The sequence below is a fragment of the Desulfurellaceae bacterium genome, from assembly GCA_021296095.1.
Lineage (GTDB): Bacteria > Desulfobacterota > Binatia > Bin18 > Bin18 > JAAXHF01.
The window spans coordinates 1-17,207 of the sequence record JAGWBB010000005.1; the positions used below are offsets into that span (position 1 = coordinate 1).

At 61.9% G+C, this 17,207-nt stretch carries 16 protein-coding genes; 8 read left to right on the forward strand and 8 right to left on the reverse strand.

The window, feature by feature from the left end:
* The coding region (locus tag J4F42_01845) for an alpha-hydroxy-acid oxidizing protein (GenBank protein ID MCE2484228.1) at positions 1–955 on the reverse strand (955 nt) is incomplete at its 3' end.
* A gap of 503 nt (positions 956–1,458) precedes the next feature.
* Here J4F42_01845 and J4F42_01850 point away from each other — a divergent pair.
* The 3 genes from J4F42_01850 (at position 1,459) to rplX (ending at position 3,300) form a co-directional block, all read left to right on the forward strand.
* Positions 1,459–2,394, forward strand: a complete 936-nt coding sequence (locus J4F42_01850; GenBank protein ID MCE2484229.1) for a GTP-binding protein — start codon at positions 1,459–1,461, stop codon at positions 2,392–2,394.
* A gap of 60 nt (positions 2,395–2,454) precedes the next feature.
* Entirely contained in the window at positions 2,455–2,904 is a 450-nt protein-coding gene (locus tag J4F42_01855; GenBank protein ID MCE2484230.1) for a transcriptional repressor, read from the forward strand.
* A gap of 81 nt (positions 2,905–2,985) precedes the next feature.
* Positions 2,986–3,300 (forward strand): 50S ribosomal protein L24, encoded by a 315-nt coding sequence (gene rplX / locus J4F42_01860; GenBank protein ID MCE2484231.1) that lies wholly within the window; start codon positions 2,986–2,988, stop codon positions 3,298–3,300.
* A gap of 75 nt (positions 3,301–3,375) precedes the next feature.
* Here rplX and rpmG read toward each other — a convergent pair whose 3' ends face one another.
* The 7 genes from rpmG to J4F42_01895 form a co-directional block, all read right to left on the reverse strand.
* Positions 3,376–3,531, reverse strand: a complete 156-nt coding sequence (gene rpmG, locus J4F42_01865) for a 50S ribosomal protein L33 (GenBank protein ID MCE2484232.1) — start codon at positions 3,529–3,531, stop codon at positions 3,376–3,378.
* Between the two features lie 27 nt (positions 3,532–3,558).
* Positions 3,559–3,795: a 50S ribosomal protein L28 gene (rpmB, locus tag J4F42_01870; GenBank protein ID MCE2484233.1), complete on the reverse strand. Its 237-nt coding sequence runs from the start codon at positions 3,793–3,795 to the stop codon at positions 3,559–3,561.
* 137 nt (positions 3,796–3,932) lie between these two features.
* Positions 3,933–4,409, reverse strand: a complete 477-nt coding sequence (locus J4F42_01875) for a Csp1 family four helix bundle copper storage protein (protein ID MCE2484234.1) — start codon at positions 4,407–4,409, stop codon at positions 3,933–3,935.
* A 37-nt stretch (positions 4,410–4,446) separates the two neighbouring features.
* Positions 4,447–5,556: an S-(hydroxymethyl)glutathione dehydrogenase/class III alcohol dehydrogenase gene (locus J4F42_01880; protein MCE2484235.1), complete on the reverse strand. Its 1,110-nt coding sequence runs from the start codon at positions 5,554–5,556 to the stop codon at positions 4,447–4,449.
* A 124-nt stretch (positions 5,557–5,680) separates the two neighbouring features.
* Positions 5,681–6,997: a TldD/PmbA family protein gene (locus J4F42_01885; protein ID MCE2484236.1), complete on the reverse strand. Its 1,317-nt coding sequence runs from the start codon at positions 6,995–6,997 to the stop codon at positions 5,681–5,683.
* Positions 6,987–8,522 (reverse strand): hypothetical protein, encoded by a 1,536-nt coding sequence (locus tag J4F42_01890; protein ID MCE2484237.1) that lies wholly within the window; start codon positions 8,520–8,522, stop codon positions 6,987–6,989. Before J4F42_01890 ends, J4F42_01885 begins: the two co-directional genes overlap by 11 nt.
* Entirely contained in the window at positions 8,519–9,955 is a 1,437-nt protein-coding gene (locus J4F42_01895; GenBank protein ID MCE2484238.1) for a M20/M25/M40 family metallo-hydrolase, read from the reverse strand. The genes J4F42_01890 and J4F42_01895 overlap by 4 nt, the downstream gene beginning before the upstream one ends.
* 196 nt (positions 9,956–10,151) lie before the next feature.
* On the opposite strand from J4F42_01895, the gene smc reads away from it, so the two are divergent.
* The 5 genes from smc (at position 10,152) to rny (ending at position 17,188) form a co-directional block, all read left to right on the forward strand.
* Positions 10,152–13,793: a chromosome segregation protein SMC gene (gene smc / locus J4F42_01900; protein ID MCE2484239.1), complete on the forward strand. Its 3,642-nt coding sequence runs from the start codon at positions 10,152–10,154 to the stop codon at positions 13,791–13,793.
* Complete coding sequence (ftsY, locus tag J4F42_01905; protein ID MCE2484240.1) at positions 13,793–14,743, forward strand: signal recognition particle-docking protein FtsY; 951 nt, start codon at positions 13,793–13,795, stop codon at positions 14,741–14,743. The genes smc and ftsY overlap by 1 nt, the downstream gene beginning before the upstream one ends.
* A 68-nt stretch (positions 14,744–14,811) precedes the next feature.
* A complete protein-coding gene (locus tag J4F42_01910) occupies positions 14,812–15,075 on the forward strand; it encodes a hypothetical protein (GenBank protein MCE2484241.1) in 264 nt (87 codons plus the stop codon).
* On the forward strand, positions 15,059–15,373 hold the full coding sequence (locus J4F42_01915) for a cell division protein ZapA (GenBank protein ID MCE2484242.1): 315 nt from the start codon (positions 15,059–15,061) through the stop codon (positions 15,371–15,373). Before J4F42_01910 ends, J4F42_01915 begins: the two co-directional genes overlap by 17 nt.
* Before the next feature lie 252 nt (positions 15,374–15,625).
* Positions 15,626–17,188 carry a ribonuclease Y gene (rny, locus tag J4F42_01920; GenBank protein MCE2484243.1) on the forward strand — a complete coding sequence of 521 codons (1,563 nt, stop codon included), beginning with the start codon at positions 15,626–15,628 and terminating at the stop codon, positions 17,186–17,188.
* Positions 17,189–17,207 lie beyond the last annotated feature (19 nt).

A 17,207-nucleotide genomic window follows, 5' to 3' on the forward strand; every position in this document is an offset into this window, starting at 1 on the left:
CCCCATGGGCCAGGGCAATGACGACGTCTGCGCCGGAACGAATGCCGCCGTCCAGCAGGATCGTCATCTCCGAGCCGCGCAGAGTCGGCGCAATGTCTTTGAGCATGGACAGGGTCGGATAGACTCGGTCCATCTGGCGTCCGCCGTGGTTGGAGACGACAATGGCGTCCACGCCGTGTTCGACCGCCAGCCGGGCGTCTTCGGCGCACTGGACTCCCTTGACAATAATAGGCTTGTCCTCGCCCCAGATTTGCCGAATCCAGGGGAGATGCTCCCAGGTGACGACGGAAGCGCGCAGTTGCGTTCCAATATCGGCGTAGGGCATGGGCTGTCCATCGTTCAGGATGACGTTCCGGAACTGCATCATTCCGCCGTCCGCATAAAAACTCATCAGCCAGGAGAGATGGCGTCCGAATTGCAGCTTCTGGAGAGGGGTGCCGTTGATGGCTTGCGGGGCGCCCAGCCATTCGTGGTGGGCGCGGTTGCCGGGCACGGCGGTATCAATGGTCAGAACCAGGGCGGAGTAGCCCGCGTTTTTTGCCCGCTCAATGCCTCTGGCCGCCACCTGTCTGCCGCCGACCAGATACAGCTGATACCAACACGGTCCCTGAGAGGTGGCTCTGACCTCTTCCAGATCGGTTCCTGTCAGGGTTGACAGCGTGCATATCGTTCCCGCTTCACCGACCGCCTTGGCCGCCACGGCCTCGCCACGTGGCCAGAGCATTCTTGGGCTGCCTACTGGCCCGGCGATAACGGGCAGGGCAATGGTATGCCCGAGGATTTCAGTCCGCATCTCCACCGCGTCGAGCTGCACCCCGGACCTCGGCTTAAAACGTTCGCGTTGAAAGGCTTCGACGTTATCCCTGAGCGTGACTTCATTATCGGCGCCGCCGCGGTAGTATTCGTTCACAATTGGCGGGACACGCCTCTCCATGACCTGACGCAGGTGATCCACGGTGACGCACTTGGCGACCGCTGTGGCCCAGCGCTCAGTACTCCTGGCATGAGCACGCTGGAGGTAGGGCCGAAGCCAGTCCAGCCCACCACCTCGCCTGTTCGGTCGAGCCTCTTCAGCAGGGGCAAGCTTGTCATGCGCCCCAGTTGGGGGCAAAAGCCTGGGGTCCTGATCGAGGGGAGGTGGCTGGGCCATGTCGGCGCTACTCCATGGGTGTACTGTGTGGGACCGAAAGATTGTACACCAAATGAGCGAACAATGCTCCTCTTGGGGTCTGGGTCGTACCGCCGACGGTTGGCAATACCTCTAAAGTGCATTTGCAATTATATTGCAAAAATAGAATGTCGATGCTAGTCTGCGTTGTGGCTCACCCATGAGTGCTGTGTGACGAGCGAGAGCGTTGGCAGCGTATCAACAAGCCCCGGGCCAAGGGTATGACAAGACGCGAGAAAAGCCGTCAAGGAAAAACGGAGACTGTCCTGAGCAAGTCCCGGCGGGTTCCGGTGCATGTTGTCTGGGGCTTCCTGGGTAGCGGCAAGACGACGTTTTTGCAGGGCCTGCTCGCCTACATGGCGGGGCAGAATCTGAGGCCGGCTGTATTGATCAACGACTACGGGGCGATCAACATTGACGCTGAGCTGTTGCGCGGGCAGGGCTATACGGTCCGGGCTTTTAGCGACGGGTGTATCTGCTGCACCCTCCGGCCCGACCTGTCACTGGCGCTCCGAGAGGTGCTGGCAGACCGGCCGCAGGCGGTTTGCATTGAAACAACGGGTTTGGCCGATCCCTTGCAGCTGCTCGACCAGCTGACGCATCCCGAACTCCTGCCGCTCGTCCGTATGGCAAGCCTGACCGCTGTGATTGACCCGCGCAGCAGTGCGCGCCGAACAACGGCTGAGGGCTATCATTTCCAGCGGCATCTGCAGCTGGCCGATTTTGTCCTGCTCAACAAGGCAGATGTCGTCCCGACGGCTGAGCTGGTGGATTTGGAGACGCGGGTCCGCCGCCAGAATCCACGCGCCGTGGTGGTGCGGACTACACACGGACGGATGGATTTTTCTCGGCTCGTCGGTCATCAGGGAGAGGTCTTGCATCTTCCCGGCATGGACACGCCAGCGCCGGACCACGCCCATTTCCATTCCTATACCTACGCCTGCCCCGGCCCGCTCCTGCCCGAGCGGTTCATGGAGCTTCTCCAGACTTTGCCGGAAACAATTTGGCGGGCTAAAGGCTTTGTGCGTTTCACCGATCCGACAAAGCAGTGGCTGTTTCACTACGATGGAGAAGAGGTCGGCATCGGGGAGGTCAGCCTCCAGCCCCAACCGCCGGACCATCTGGTGTTCATCGGTAACGGCTTCGCACCCGAGGACCTTGCAGTCGCTCTCGCCAGGTGCCACCCTCCCGTTGCTGTGCGTCACGTGGCGCGGTCCCGGCCCTGAGGCGGTTCTCATTGCCAAACCGAGGCGGCCTTTATACAATGAAAATCAAGGAGCAGACCGATGACGTCATCTCAGCCTTCTCATCCTTCGGTCAACGAAACACGGGCCAGTATTCGTGCGGCCGGGCTGCGCGGCACAATGCCTCGGATTGCCGTGCTGAGCTATCTGCAATCGATGACGACTCCGCTGAGCCATGCCGAAATCTTTGACGCCCTGGAAGAGCAGGGGTTTGATCGGGCCACGGTCTACCGCAACCTGATTGATCTGACTGAGGTCGGCCTGCTGGTGCGGACGGATGTCGGCGATCACGTGTGGCGCTATGAACTGCGCCGGATGGGTCAGGTCGAACAACAAACCGAGCATCCGCACTTCATGTGCACCGATTGCGGCGAGGTGGCATGCCTGCCCGAGATGAGCGTGCGGATCAAGCCGGCCGCAGCGGTTCCCCGCTCGGTGCGCGCCCAACAGGTCGAGGTTCAGCTCAAGGGGCTGTGCGACAGGTGCGCCTGAATCGTACCCCGACAGGGGAACTTCCCTTGTTCGATTCTTCGTGTATGATAGCCGCTTCGACTGGGTAAGGAGTACAAACCGATGGCAAGCCGTATCCGCAAAAACGACACCGTCCAGGTCATGGCCGGCAAGGACCGGGGCAAGACGGGCGAAATCCTTCAGGTGTTTCCCACACAGAACCGGGTCACGGTCCGGGGTCTCAATATGGTCAAACGCCACATCAAGCCGAACCAGCAACAGCAGCAGGGCGGCATTGTTGAAAAAGAGGCTCCCCTGCACATCTCCAACGTCATGCCGCTTGACCCCGAGGACGGTCGTCCGACCCGGGTCGGATTCAGGATTGTTGAGGGTAAGAAGGTCCGTGTCAGCAAACGGACCGGCAAGGTGCTCGACTGAGCGGGCTCCCCGCCGACACCATGAAAAAAGGCCGACAGAGCACGTCGGCCTTTTTTGTTGCAGCTTGGAGCGTCGCTATTTCAGGCGGGTTTCTTTGTAGATGACGTGTTTACGCGCCACCGGATCGTATTTTTTGAGTTCGAGTTTGTCGGCCATGGTCTTTTTGTTCTTGGTCGCAATGTAAAAGTGGCCGGTTCCGGCTGACGATTCCAGTTTGATCTTTTCGCGCATCGTTTGTCCTCCCGTTGTCAAGTCGGTCTACACTTTGATGCCGCGCTGGCGCATGTCTTTCAACACCCGCTCAATGCCCAGCTTATCAATCGTCCGAATCCCACGCGCGCTCAGACGCAGACGCACCCAGCGTTTTTCGCTCGCCAGCCAGAACTTGTGGGTCTGCATGTTTGGAAGAAAACGCCGTTTTGTTCTGTTGTTGGCGTGGGACACATTGTTCCCGGTGCGTGGGCGTTTGCCAGTGACTGGACACAGTCTCGACATGAAGAAGTCTCCTCGTGTTGTCTTGTCGCCAGATGCGAGCCGTCCTTATAGCATAGCCGATGGCGGGAGGCCAAGGTGGGGGGATCTGCTGATGGACAAGCCGGCATAGACGCTGCTGCCCGCCGGGTGGCGGACTGTCAGGCTGTCAGCTTTTCACACTCGGCTATGGTCTTCGCACACGCCTCTGCGGTTTCAATACAGATGGCATGGTGGTGATGCTTGCGGCATTCGTCTTCACAGGCTTTGTAGATGGCACTACAGACCTGGGCGAAGTCGGTCAGCTGGGCTGAACTTGCCGCTGCCAGCGTTGCCAGGGCCTGGCAGGCCGCGATCATCTCCTGGTTACGCATGGCACACACGGCCAGCGAGGTGTCGCCTGCGGCAAACTGCTGAAAACAGTGCTGGAGGCACATCTGTCCGATGCCGACACATTCGATCGCGGTCAGGACCAGGGAGCGGTGGCGGGTCGCCGGATTGGCCGCCGGAGCGGCGTGTTCATGAGCGGTGTCGGCAAAGGCTGGGCTGGCCAGCGCGGCCAGACCCAGGCTACTTGCTCCCACCAACGCGTCGCGCCGGCTGAGGCGTGGGGGATGATCGGTCGGTCTGTACGGCACCATTTTTTTTCATAGTCGCCTCCTGGTGCAGCCGTGTTTAGTAATGCACGACTGAGCGGATGCTCTTGCCCTGGTGCATCAAATCGAAGGCTGTGTTGACCTCGTCCAAGGGCATGGTGTGGGTGATGAAATTGTCGAGCGGGATGTCGCCGGCCATGGCTTTGTCGACAAACCAAGGCAGTTCCGAGCGGCCTTTTACGCCACCGAAGGCTGTCCCGCGCCATACCCGACCGGTGACCAGCATGAACGGGCGGGTCGAGATCTCCTGGCCGGCACCGGCCACGCCGATAATGATCGATTCGCCCCAGCCCTTGTGACTGCACTCCAGGGCGGCCCGCATGGTGTTCACATTGCCGATGCACTCAAACGAGTAGTCCACGCCGCCGTCGGTCATATCGACGATTACATCCTGAATCGGGGCGTCGTAGTCCTGGGGATTGACACACTCGGTCGCCCCGAACTTTTTGGCCAGCTCAAATTTGGCCGGATTGATGTCGATGGCGATAATCCGCGCGGCCTTGGCCATGACCGAGCCGACCACCACGGCCAGCCCGATGCCGCCCAGGCCAAAGATGGCAATTGTGCTGCCGGGTTCGGCCTTGGCCGTGTTTTTCACCGCCCCGATGCCGGTCGTGACCCCGCAGCCCAGCAGACACACCTTTTCCAGCGGGGCTTCCTTCTGGATCACCGCAGTGGCGATTTCGGGCAGGACGGTGTATTCGCTGAAGGTGCTGGTGCCCATGTAGTGGTAAATCGTCTTGCCGCGTGAGGAAAAGCGGCTGGTCTCGTCGGGCATCAGGCCACGCCCCTGGGTGCCGCGAATCGTCTGGCACAGGTTGGTCTTGCCGGATTTGATAAACGGGCAGTTGGGGTCTTCGGGGGTATACAGCGGGATGACATGGTCGCCCGGCTTGACGCTGCTGACCTGTGGGCCAACCTCAACCACGACGCCGGCCCCCTCATGGCCGAGGATGGCCGGAAACACGCCTTCGGGGTCGTCGCCGGACAGGGTGAAGGCGTCGGTATGACAGACGCCGGTTGCCTTGAGCTGAACCATGACCTCGCCCTTTTGGGGGCCTGCGATGTCCACCTGTTCAATTTCGAGGGGTTTGCCTGCTTCCCAGGCGACTGCCGCGCGTGTCTTCATAGCTACTGCTCCTCGGTTGGCCTAGACTGACTCCGATGTTTACCACCCAGGCTTGTCGGGAATCAAGGCGGAAGCGGAGGGTAGGGGCGCCGACGCCCGGAGTGATGAGCCGGGCGCCGGTCCGCTAGGTTCCGCTGAACTGGACGTCTTCGAAGACCAGCGTGGGCGCTTGAACCGGGGAGTAGGGCCAGGGGTCATTGCCGATTTCGGCCATGTTCTGAAACAGCTGGCGCAGATTGCCTGTGACGTTCATTTCACGGATCGGTCGGCCGATTGTGCCGTTTTCAATCAGATGGCCCCGCAGCCCAAAGGAAAAATCTCCGCTGGTCGGGTTGGCGTTGCCGCCCAGCCAGGAGGTGATATACACCCCGCTGCCGACATCCGGCACAATCCGGTCAAGCCCGCGCTGGCCGAGCCGGACTTCCTGATTGGAGGGGGAGATGGTTGTCGGCGGCAGACCGATTTTGCGTCCGTAATAGGTGTCAACATACAGCTGACGGACGGTCCCGTTTTCGACCAGGGTGAAGGGTTTGGCCGCGATGCCTTCGGTGTCGTAATAGCGCGAGGCCAGCCCGCGGACGCGGAGCGGATTGTCGATGAGCGTGAGTTTGTGGCTGAACTCCTGCTGGCCGAGCAGATCGGCCCAAAACGATTGGCCCTGCTGAACGCTATGGGCGGTGGCGGCGCTCAGCAGGCGGCTGACCAGCGCTGTTGCCGCGCTGGGGTCAACCACCATGTGTGTCCGTTGGGTCGGCCCTTTGTCGGCCCCAAGGCGCAGGACAGCCCGTCCCAGAGCCTGCCGGGCCACCTGTTCGGCATCCGGCAGGTCGGCCAGATGCCGGGTGCCGGCGTAAAAACTGGCCTCGGCCCGACGCTGGGCCTGATCCCGCAGGGTGACCTGGCTGCCCAGCCAGCACAAGCTGGTGGCGTAGACAGCGCTAAAGCCGTTTGAGCTTGCCGTAGCCTCCTGGCTGTGGACGTCAGACACCACAGCCGTGGCCGAAATGACGCGGCTGTGGCTGTGGGCGACCGCATCCATGGCCCTACACCAGGCCAGGCGTTGGTCGCGGCTGATAGCTTGAACGTCGGGGTCAAGCAATTGCAAATCGCGCTCGGTCCGCCCGGCGTACAGTGCGGGCGGGGTGATGGTGCGATGGCGGTCCGACTCCAGGGCGCGGGTCAGGGCAAGCGCCTGATTCACAAAAGCGGTAACACGGTCGGGATCGAGATCGGTGGTAGTGTGGGACGAATAGCGGCCCTCGACGAACAGCCGCACGCCCAAGCTGCGCGAGGTGGTGTCTTTGACTTTTTCGAGCTTACCGTCGCGCCAACTGAACTCAACCGTGCGGCTGCGGCCGAGGGTGGCAAAGACATCGTCGGCCCCGGCCTGCTTGCCGACCTCGACGGTCTGCTGGACGCGCTTGAGCAGTTCAGCCGGCATTGACCCCACCGACGGTCAGGCTGGAGACCAGAGCGGTCGGCATACCCTGGGACACCGGCACGCTCTGGCCGTCTTTGCCACACGTCCAGCCGCCGGTATCTAGTCGCCCGTCGTTTGCCACCATGCTGATCCTGGTCAGTGCCTCGGGCCCGTTGCCGATGATATTACAGTCTTTGATCGGAGCGGTGATGTTCCCGTTTTCGATCAACCAGCCGTTTTTGATGAAAAAGGTAAAATCGCCCGCCCCGATCCGAACTTGGCCGTTTGCATATGTCTCGGCGATAATGCCGCGCTTGACCGCCCGGATGATCTCCTCCCGGCTGTGGGGGCCGTTCTCCATAAAGGTACACGTCATACGCGGCAGCGGTGCGTGCTTGTAGGACTGCCGCCGCCCGGAGCCGGTCGGGGGTGTGTTGTAGTGACGCGCGCTGATCGCGTCGTGCAGATATGAGTTCAAGATGCCGTTTTCAACCAGCACCGTTCGGCCGCAGGGCTGACCCTCGTCGTCGTAGTTCAGGGCGCCACGTTCGTGGGCCAGGGTGGCCTGATCGACAACGGTGACGAACGGGGCGGCAACCTGCTGGCCCAACATGTCCGAGTAGATGCTGGCGCCCTTGCGGTTGAAGTCGGCTTCCAGCCCGTGCCCAATCGCCTCGTGCAGCAGAATTCCGCTCGCCCCGGCGGCCAGAACAACCGGCAGTTCCCCGGCCGGCGGGTGGCCGGCCTCAAACAGAATCAGGGTGCGTCCGACCGCCTCGGACACCAGCTGTCTGAGGCGCTGCTGGGTATACCAGTCCAGGTCTTGGCGGGCGGCGATATTGGTCCCGCCGGTCTGGATCTGGCCGTTTTTCCGGGCGGTCAAGTGGAGCGACATGCGGGTCATGGGCCGATGGTCGGTGACGATACTGCCGTCGAGGCGGGCGATCATGATCCGCTCGTCGGCATCGACCCAATAAATACGCACTTTTTCAACGGCCGGGTCGGCCGCCTTGGCCAGGGCTTCGACCTGACGCAGCAGGGGTAGCTTGTGGTCGATGCCGACCTCCGACCACGGGACCCGGACGCGGTACAGATCGCCCATGGGTGTATCGTTCAAGGCAATGGGCGCCACGGTACGGGTCTGCCCGGCAATCGCCGCTGCGGTCTGAGCCGCAGCCAGCATGGACGGCGGGCTGATGTCTTCGGTGAAGGCGTAGCCGGTCTGATCCCCGACCACGCTGCGTAGACCGACGCCCTGCTGAATATGGGAGCTGGCACGGCTGATGGTGCCGTCTTCGAGCACGACGGTATTCAGGCGTTGATGCTGAAAATAGAGATCGGCTGTATCCGCCCCGCCGCTTCCCAACTCGCGCAAGACCCGCTCAATCAGAGCTCGGTCAACCCCGAACCAGTCCAGAAAGGGCTGGGCCGGTGTAGGCTGACTCAGGTCGTGGGCAGCCTTGACTCCGCTGCGCTTCAAGAAATGCGGCATGGACACCAGCGCACCGGCGGCCGCCATCCCGCGGACAAACGTCCGTCGCGTCATCCCGCTGTCTCCCCCGCGTCTGCGTCAAGCTCCTGCAAGACCTCGAACAGGATTCGGGTGGCCTGACCCAGGCTGGCCAGCGGAACCCGCTCATTAGGGCCGTGCACCCCGTAGTTTTCCCCGGCTTGCAGCGCAATGCCCGAAAAACCGTAGCTGACCATGCCTTTTTCACGAAAATAGCGGCTGTCGGTAAAGCCGGCCAGCATGGTCGGCAGGACCAGCGCCTGGGGATGATGGCGCTCGGCCACGGCGCTGATAGCCCGAAACAGCGGCGTATCGGCCGCTGACGCGACCGGAGGAAAGTTGAGCAGGACCAACAGCTCAACCTGGGGATCGTTCACGACCTTGGTCAGGGTGGCGATAAACTGCTGGGGATCCTCACCCGGCAGCAGGCGGCAGTCGAGTTCGGCCGTGGCCTGAGCGGGCACCGAGTTGGTCTTTTGGCTGCCGCTGAGAACCGTTGGCGCAATCGTGTTGCGGACCAGGGCGTTGTTGTAGGGCTGCTCCATGAATGCCCGATGAAAATTCGGGTCGGTCAGGGCGCGTTCAAGATCGCGGTAGTGGGCTGCGGTTTCGTCATCTTCACGCTCGGCCAGGGATGAAAAATAGGCTTGGACGGCCGGTACGATCCTGATTGGAGCGGTGTAGCTCTGGATATTGCTCAGGGCGCGCAGCAGACGGGTGACCGCACTATCGGGTCGCGGCACCGAGCCGTGGCCGGCTTGGCCCTTGGCCGTCAGGCGGATCCAGCACGGCGACTTTTCGGCCACGCTGACGGTGTAGGAGATTTCTTCTCCGTCATGACGGATCCCGCCGCCCTCAGTCAACACAAACTCGGCGTCCTGAATGCGGTCGAAATGGGTGTCAAGAAACCAGCCCGCCCCGTGCTGGCCGCCGGTTTCTTCGTCGCCGGTGCCCAGAAAAATAATGTCGCGTTTGAGCCCGATGGCGTGGCGCTTGAGCAGGGCCAGGGCCAGAAACTGGACGACGGCCGTGCCCTTGCAGTCAAGCGCGCCGCGGCCGTGGACATGGCCGTCTTTGATCAGGCCGGAGAACGGCTCAAGATCCCAGTGCTCGGCCTCGGCCGGCACCACGTCCATATGGTGGAGCAGAATGAGCGCTTTCTTTTCGCCGCTGCCGCTGAGCCGGGCGGACACAATGCCCCGGCCGGGCCGGGACTCGTGTACCTGGGCCTCAATTCCCTCCCGGGCTAATTGTTCCTGCCAGAAGCGGGCTGCGGCGACTTCATTGCCCGGTGGATTCGTGGTGTTGATCTGGATATAGCGGCTCAGCAACTGGCCGGCCTCCCGCTCCACCGCTCCCCAGTCGGGCTGTCCCGCTGCCGATGAGGGGGAGAGCAGCAGGGCCATAAGCAGCGGGCCGAGAGCGGAGGCGAGCCGAGGACAGCGGAAAAACGAGACTGTTGTACGCACACTTCCTCCGGGCTGGGAGACTGAGGTTCGGCCTGAAACACCAAGCCGCAGGCTAGTCCCGGGAGGCCGAAAAGGCAAGCGCGTCCCGCGCTGGATTTTTTCCTCATACAAGATATAGTGAGCCGATATATCCTTGGACCCATTCCCTTGCGGATGAACCGGACGGGGGCTTGGGGCGGACTGGGGAGGTGGGGGCATGAGGATCAAACAGATCGAACTCCTTGGATTCAAATCCTTCAAAGACAAGACGACACTCACGTTTCCGGCCGGAGTGACGGCTATCGTCGGCCCCAACGGGTGCGGCAAATCCAATGTGGTTGACGCCCTGCGCTGGGTCCTGGGTGAGCAGAGTTCGCGTCAACTGCGGGGCGTCGAAATGAGCGACGTTGTCTTTGCCGGTACCCAGGGCAATGCTCCGCTGGGCATGGCCGAGGTCAAGCTGCTGCTCGAAAATACCGACACCCCGGTTGCCCCGCAGCCTGAAGTGCCTGGAAATGGCAGCCCCGTCACGGCTCGGGTCGGCAACGGCTGGACCGAGATGATGGTTTCGCGTCGCTACTTCCGGTCGGGTGAGTCCGAGTATTTCTTGAACAATATCCCGTGCCGACTGCGGGATATTGTCGAATTCTTCCTCGGCACCGGGGCTGGCAGCAAAGCCTATGCGATCATCGAACAGGGCCGGGTTGAACATCTCATCAACGCCAAAGCGGACGATATCCGGGTGCTGATCGAAGAAGCCGCAGGCGTCAGCTTATACCGCAGTCGGCGGCTGGCCGCTGAGCGCAAGCTCGAGCGCACCCAGGATAATCTGGCCCGGGTGGCCGATCTGCTGTCCGAAATGGAGCGGCAGCTGGGCACGCTGCGGCGCCAGGCCAAAAAGGCTGCCCAATACCAAGCCTTGCAAGAGGAACTGCAAACCCTGGATCTGAGTCTGCTGTGCCACGCCTACCAGACCCTGTTGGATGAACTGGTCGATCTCGACCGGCGCCGGACCGCGGTCCTAGCCGAGGAAACCGCCCTCGAAGACCGGATGCAGCAGCTCCAGGCCGAGCGCCTCCAGGCGCAGACGGTCCTGGAAAACCAGGAGGCTGCGCTGCACGCCAGTGAGGAGCGGGTTCACGCCATACAGAGCACCCTGCAACAGGGCGAACAGCGCAAGGAGTTTCTCCTCCACCAGGAACAGCGGGCCGCCGACCGAGCCGGCGCGGCCCAAACCGAGCTGGCGGCGGTGGAGGAGCGTCGCAGTGCGGTGCAGAACGAGGTCGAGAGTCTGGCCGAACAAACCCGCCAGAGTCAGATCCAACTGGCCGAGGAAGAAGCGGTGCTCAGCGGCCACGAGCAGGATGGTGGCCGCCTGCAAGACACCCTTTTGAGCCATGAGGCGGCGGCCGAAGAGTTGAAAACCGAGATCGTCGATGTGCTGACCCAGCACGCCCAGGTACAGAACGGGCTGGCCTACGCCCGGCGCCGGGGGGAGGAACTGGCAGACCGCCTCCAGGTCTTGGCGACCGAGGCCGAACAGGCGTCGGCCAGTCTGGCTGAGACTGAGCAGAGTCTGGCTACGACCCACACGCGGGCGGCCGAACTGGACGAATGCCTGCGGCTCGGCCAGCGTGAGCGGGGCGAGAAGACGGACGGCTTACAGGCGGTGGTGCGCGTCGGGGAACAGCTGGAACAAGAGCTGGCCGGGGCCTGGGCCAAGCAGGCCGAGTTGCGAACCCGGCTGTCTACCCTCAAAGAGATGGAGCAGGGCTATGAGCGCTATGCGCCCGGGGTGCAGTCCATCATGGCTGAGGCTGAATCGCTGACCCGGGTGGTCGGTGTGGTTGCCCAGATGCTTGAGGTACCGCATAGCTATGAACGGGCGGTCGCTGCGGTCCTGCGCGAGAAACTCGAATATGTCGTGGTTGCCGAGGTTGGTGACGGACTGACCGCAGTCGAGTACTTGCACCAGGCCGAGGCCGGCCACGGCAGCTTTATCCCGCTCCAACCCCGGATCGGTCCCCAGCCCGCGTCCCAACACAACGGCCATGCGCTGACCGTCGGCCAGGGGCTTGCGGTGGTCATGCCCGCGCCCAGCGAGCCGGACGGCTTGACTCCCCTGCTCAGCCTGCTGTCGGTTGCGCCCCAGGGCCGTGAAGTGGTTGAGTCACTGCTGGCCGATACTTTTCTGGTCCCTGACCTGCGGACCGGCCTGGAGTGCTGGCAGCGTGACCATCAGCCGCGGACTTTTGTGACGCCAAGCGGTGAGGTACTGACCGCCCAGGGGGTAGTCAGCGGCGGCAGTCAGGGCATCGTCCAAGAGGGCTTGCTGGAGCGGCGCCGGGAAATCCGCGACCTGCACGACCAGGTCGAGCAGCACGACAGTGTGGTGGCCGACTTGATACGACGACGCCAGGAAGCCAAACGCAGCCGTCAGGAGCTGGAGGGTGAATTGGCCCGCTTAGAGGCCCAGGCCCGTGCCTGGGGCGAAGAAAGACAAGCCCTGCACGCTCGGGCTGCCCAACTGGAGGGCGAACAGCGCCGTCTGCTGGATAAGAAAGAGAGTATCGGCTACGAACGCCAGACTCTGGAGGAGGAGCAGAGCGGACTCGGGAGCGAAATTGCCGGCCTGGCCACCAGAGAGTCTGAGCTGGACGACCAGCGTCAAGAACGAGAAGCCCGGCTGGCCGAACGGCAGGAGCAGGTCGCCCAGGCCAAACTTGCCCTCGAACACCAGCGAGAGGTGTGTGACGAGCTGCGGGTGCGGGTAGCCGAGCGTCGTGAGCGTCAGGAGGGGTTGCGCACCCAGCGCTCGCGGCTGCAAGAGCAGCAGACTGAGCTGGCCGAGCGCGCTGCAACCTGCCAGGCCGAACACCGCGCCGCCCAGGCCGAGGCAGACCAGATTCAGACTGAGCTGACAGAGCAGGCCACCCGTACCGCCCAGCACCAGACCGAACTGGCCAGCGTGGGCCAGGAACACGAGCGCCAGCAAGATGCCTGCACCCGGCTGCGCGCGAGTTGTCGTGCGTATGAAGAGGAACTTGAGCAGTGCCGGGCCAGCCTGATCGAATTCCAGGAAGAGAAGACTCGGCTTGAGGTCAAGAGCGCTGAAAAACGGGTCAGCTGCGATCACATCAATACGGCCGGATACGAGCGCTATGAGATTGCCATTCCTGGCGTGCTGGCCCAGTATGCGAGCGCCTGGCTTGAGACTGAGACAGCCGAAGCGCGGCGCCAAGAGCTGCGTGACAAGATCGGCCGGCTCGGCGAGGTCAACCCCGGTGCGGCGGTTGAACTGGTCGCGGTCGAGCAGCGTCACATGTCGCTGAAGGAACAGGAGGCCGACTTGCAGGCCTCGATTGCCGACTTGCAGAGAACGATTGCCAAGCTCAACCGCGAGTCGCGCGACCGCTTCAGGGAGACGTTTGGATTGGTTGACGCGAAATTCCGTCATGTCTATGAACGTCTGGTCGAGGGCGGTAGCGCCCAGATCAGCCTGACGGATGAAAACGATCCCACTCACAGCGGGGTAGAAATCTCGGTCCAGCCGCCCGGTAAACGCCTGCGTTCCCTGCAACTGCTGTCCGGCGGCGAGCGGGCGCTGGCCGCGCTGAGTTTTACCTTCGCCCTGTTTCTGATCCGCCCCAGTCCGTTTTGTGTGCTGGACGAGGTCGATGCCCCGCTCGACGATGCCAATGTGGGGCGCTTTAACCAGTTGGTCAGAGAAATCAGCCAAACAACCCAGGTGATCTTAATCACTCATAACAAACGGACCATGGAAGCTGCTTCGACCCTGTACGGCGTGACCATGCAGGAGCCGGGCATCTCAACCGTGGTCTCGGTGAGTCTGTCCTGATGGCTCTGTCGTGGCGAAAAAAAACTTCTCCAGAGCAGAAACAGTCGGTGTGGCGACGCGGTTTGTCCCGTCTGCGCCAGGCTCTGCGTGTACCCCTGGATCGAATCCTGCGCGGTCGGCCGATTGACGACGCGCTTTTTGACGACTTGGAAGAGGTCTTGCTTGGCGCGGATGTCGGGGTGCAGGAGACTCTGCTCCTGATTGAGCGGCTGCGAGAACGCTGCCGGCGCGAGCGTCTGGCCGACGGGGAGGAGTTGAAGGGCTACCTGAAAGACGAGATGCTCCGGCTTCTGCCGACCGCCGCCCCTCCGCCGATTGGCCAAGCCCGGCCCTGGGTGATCCTGATGGTCGGTGTCAATGGGGTGGGCAAGACGACCACCCTGGCCAAGCTGGCGGCCCGCTTTGGGCAGGAGGGCCAGACGGTTTTACTGGTGGCCGGGGATACTTTCCGGGCTGCAGCCATTGAGCAGCTCGAAGTCTGGGCCGACCGGCTGGGCGTGGAGGTGATTAAACATCAGACCGGAGCCTCCCCCGCAGCGGTGGCCTTTGACGGGATTCGAGCCGGTATCGCCCGTAAGGTTGATGTGGTGCTGATTGACACCGCCGGACGGCTGCATACCCGAACGCCGCTCATGGAAGAACTCAGAAAGGTACACCGGGTGATCGCCAAGGAACTCCAGGGGGCGCCTCACGAGGTGCTGTTGGTCCTTGACGCGGCCACCGGCCAGAACGCACTGAGCCAGGCGCGGACCTTTCAGGCCGCATTTCCGCTCAGCGGTGTCATTCTGACCAAGATGGACGGCTCGGGAAAAGGCGGAGTGGTGCTATCCGTTACCGAGCAACTCGGCGTCCCGATTCGGGGCATTGGCCTGGGCGAGGGCGCCGAAGACCTGCACGACTTTGAGGCGACCGCATTTGTCGAGGCGCTTTTTTCTGCTGAGGACTCCTGATGTTCCCTTGACTCACAGCGTGAAGAGCCATACACTCGGCTTGAACTTTTCCTTTACTTTTGGGTGATATGGCTATACCAAGCCTCAAACTTCTTGAGGAAAAGCTTGATGGAATGCTGGAGCGCCACGCGCGGATTTGCCGGGAGAAGGCGGTGCTGAACCAACGCCTGAGCGAGCAACAGGAGGCGAACGGTCGCCTGCGCGAACAGCTTCAGCAGTACGAACAGGAACGAGAGGAAATTCGGACTAAACTGGAACGGATTCTGGGTCAGTTCGACGGGCTCGGAATAGCGCTGAGCGATGAGGGGGGAGGCGATGAAAGCCTTGGTTGAGGTCGAGATTTTTGGCCAGACCTTCACGGTGGCCGGTGAAGAGCAAGCCGACTATGTGAAGCAGCTGGCCGATTCTGTTGACCAGCGTATGCGCCAGATCGCGGCCAATACCAAAACTGTCGTTCCCCTGCGGGTTGCCATTATGGCGGCTCTGAGCATTGCAGATGAGTGGCACAAAGCCAGTCAACGAGAACAAGAACTCCAAGAAGAAACGGAACGCCTGTCTACGGTTTTGCTTAAACGGATCGAGCAGAGTGAACAGAACGAAGACGTGAGCAATGGCCGTGTTGTCTCGTAATACGCTGTGTCTTCCTCATCGCAGGTCTCCACGTCCGCTCAGCGGGATTTGCCAAACGGCTGACCCCGACTGAGACGCTCCCCCAGTCCTCCGGGCCGATTTCCTCCTCCATGAGGGCCTTGTGGAAGCTTCTTCCGCCAGGCAGTTTGAGGGAGGGCGAAAACCCCCCTCATGCAGCTGACAACTCGCTGGGAGGTGGTTTTCACATGTAAAGGCCCTCCGACCCTGGGGATGGAAGGAGGTCAGTGACAGATGAGGTCAGTACTCTATTGGTTCATCGGAGTGGTGTGTGGCGGTGCGGGGGCGTGGGCGCTCGGGCTGCTGCGCCAACGCTGGCAGCACGAGAAGATCGTCAAGGCCGAGGAAACGGCGAAGCTTATTGTGGAGGAGGCCCATAAAGAATCGTCCGTCATCAAGAAGGAAGCCGAGGTCCAGGCCAAGGACGTGCTCTTGCAGTCAAAAACGGAGTTTGAGAAGGAACAGCGCGAACGAAGAAAGGAAATTCAGCAGAGCGAGCGGCGTTTACAGAGCCGTGAGGAAACTATCGAGAAGCGAGCGGTGACCCTGGACAACCGGGAAACCGAGCTGTCGCATCGGGAGCAGGGGTTCAAGACCAAAGAAGAGGTGATCGACAAGAAGGCCCAGGAGTACCAGGGCTTGATCGAAGAGACCCGCCAGCAGCTTGAGCAGATTGCGGGCATGAACCGCGAGGAGGCCAAAAACGTGCTGCTGGAAAAAATGATGAGCGACGCCCGTACTGAGGCGGCGCGCCAGATCATGACGGTCGAAGAAGAGGCCCGTGAGGAGGCCGAGCGGCGAGCCAGGAAGATCATCAGCGTTGCGGTTGAGCGGCTGGCCGGTGAGTTTGTGTCGGAACGCACGACTGCGGTGATTCCCCTGCCCAGCGACGATATGAAGGGCCGGATCATTGGCCGCGAGGGGCGCAACATCCGCGCCATTGAAGCGGCCACCGGTGTGGACCTGATCGTTGACGATACGCCGGAAGCGGTGCTGATTTCGAGCCATAGCCCCATCCGCCGGGAAATTGCCCGGGTCGGGCTCGGACGGCTGATCTCAGACGGTCGGATACACCCAGGCCGGATTGAAGAAGTGGTCAAAAAGGCCGAAGAAGAGGTCGAGGAGGCGGTCCGCGAGGCTGGTCAACGGGCCGTCCTGGAGCTGGGTATCCACGGTGTGCACCCGGAGATTATCAAGCTCATCGGTATGCTGAAATATCGCTACTCCTACGGCCAGAATGTACTGATGCACTCGATTGAAACCGCCTATGTGTGCGGGATCATGGCCGCTGAGCTGGGCCTGAATGAAAAACAGGCCCGGCGAGCCGCGCTGTTGCACGACATTGGCAAAGCGGTATCGCACGAAATTGAGGGCTCACACGCCATCATTGGCGGCGATGTGGCTCGCAAATACGGGGAGTCGGCAAAGATCGTCAACGCCATTGCCGCTCACCACGAAGAGGTCAAGGCCGAGACCGTGCTGGCTCCACTGGTCGATGCGGCGGATGCGCTGTCCGGAGCCCGACCCGGAGCGCGACGGGAAGTGCTCGAAAGCTATGTCCGTCGTCTGGAGGATCTGGAGCGGATCGGGCGGTCTTTCATCGGAGTCGAAAAGTCGTTCGCGGTGCAGGCCGGACGCGAGGTCCGGGTCATTGTCAGTCCCGGTTCGGTGACCGACGGCGAGGCTGCGGTCCTGGCCCGCGAGGTGGCCCACAGGATCGAAGACGAGATGACCTATCCGGGCCAGATCAAGATCACCGTGATTCGGGAGATGCGGGCCACCGAGTTTGCCCGCTGAGTGGCAAAGAAGGAAAGAG

What these genes read in the sequence shown, in the direction of transcription:
- J4F42_01885 (MCE2484236.1), bottom strand. Translation starts at nt 6,997, where the DNA reads ATGCCGGCTGAACTGCTCAAGCGCGTCCAGCAGACCGTCGAGGTCGGC.
- J4F42_01890 (MCE2484237.1), bottom strand. Translation starts at nt 8,522, where the DNA reads ATGACGCGACGGACGTTTGTCCGCGGGATGGCGGCCGCCGGTGCGCTG.
- rplX (MCE2484231.1), top strand. Translation starts at nt 2,986, where the DNA reads ATGGCAAGCCGTATCCGCAAAAACGACACCGTCCAGGTCATGGCCGGC.
- J4F42_01915 (MCE2484242.1), top strand. Translation starts at nt 15,059, where the DNA reads ATGAAAGCCTTGGTTGAGGTCGAGATTTTTGGCCAGACCTTCACGGTG.
- ftsY (MCE2484240.1), top strand. Translation starts at nt 13,793, where the DNA reads ATGGCTCTGTCGTGGCGAAAAAAAACTTCTCCAGAGCAGAAACAGTCG.
- J4F42_01855 (MCE2484230.1), top strand. Translation starts at nt 2,455, where the DNA reads ATGACGTCATCTCAGCCTTCTCATCCTTCGGTCAACGAAACACGGGCC.
- smc (MCE2484239.1), top strand. Translation starts at nt 10,152, where the DNA reads ATGAGGATCAAACAGATCGAACTCCTTGGATTCAAATCCTTCAAAGAC.
- rpmB (MCE2484233.1), bottom strand. Translation starts at nt 3,795, where the DNA reads ATGTCGAGACTGTGTCCAGTCACTGGCAAACGCCCACGCACCGGGAAC.
- J4F42_01910 (MCE2484241.1), top strand. Translation starts at nt 14,812, where the DNA reads ATGGCTATACCAAGCCTCAAACTTCTTGAGGAAAAGCTTGATGGAATG.
- rny (MCE2484243.1), top strand. Translation starts at nt 15,626, where the DNA reads ATGAGGTCAGTACTCTATTGGTTCATCGGAGTGGTGTGTGGCGGTGCG.
- J4F42_01880 (MCE2484235.1), bottom strand. Translation starts at nt 5,556, where the DNA reads ATGAAGACACGCGCGGCAGTCGCCTGGGAAGCAGGCAAACCCCTCGAA.
- rpmG (MCE2484232.1), bottom strand. Translation starts at nt 3,531, where the DNA reads ATGCGCGAAAAGATCAAACTGGAATCGTCAGCCGGAACCGGCCACTTT.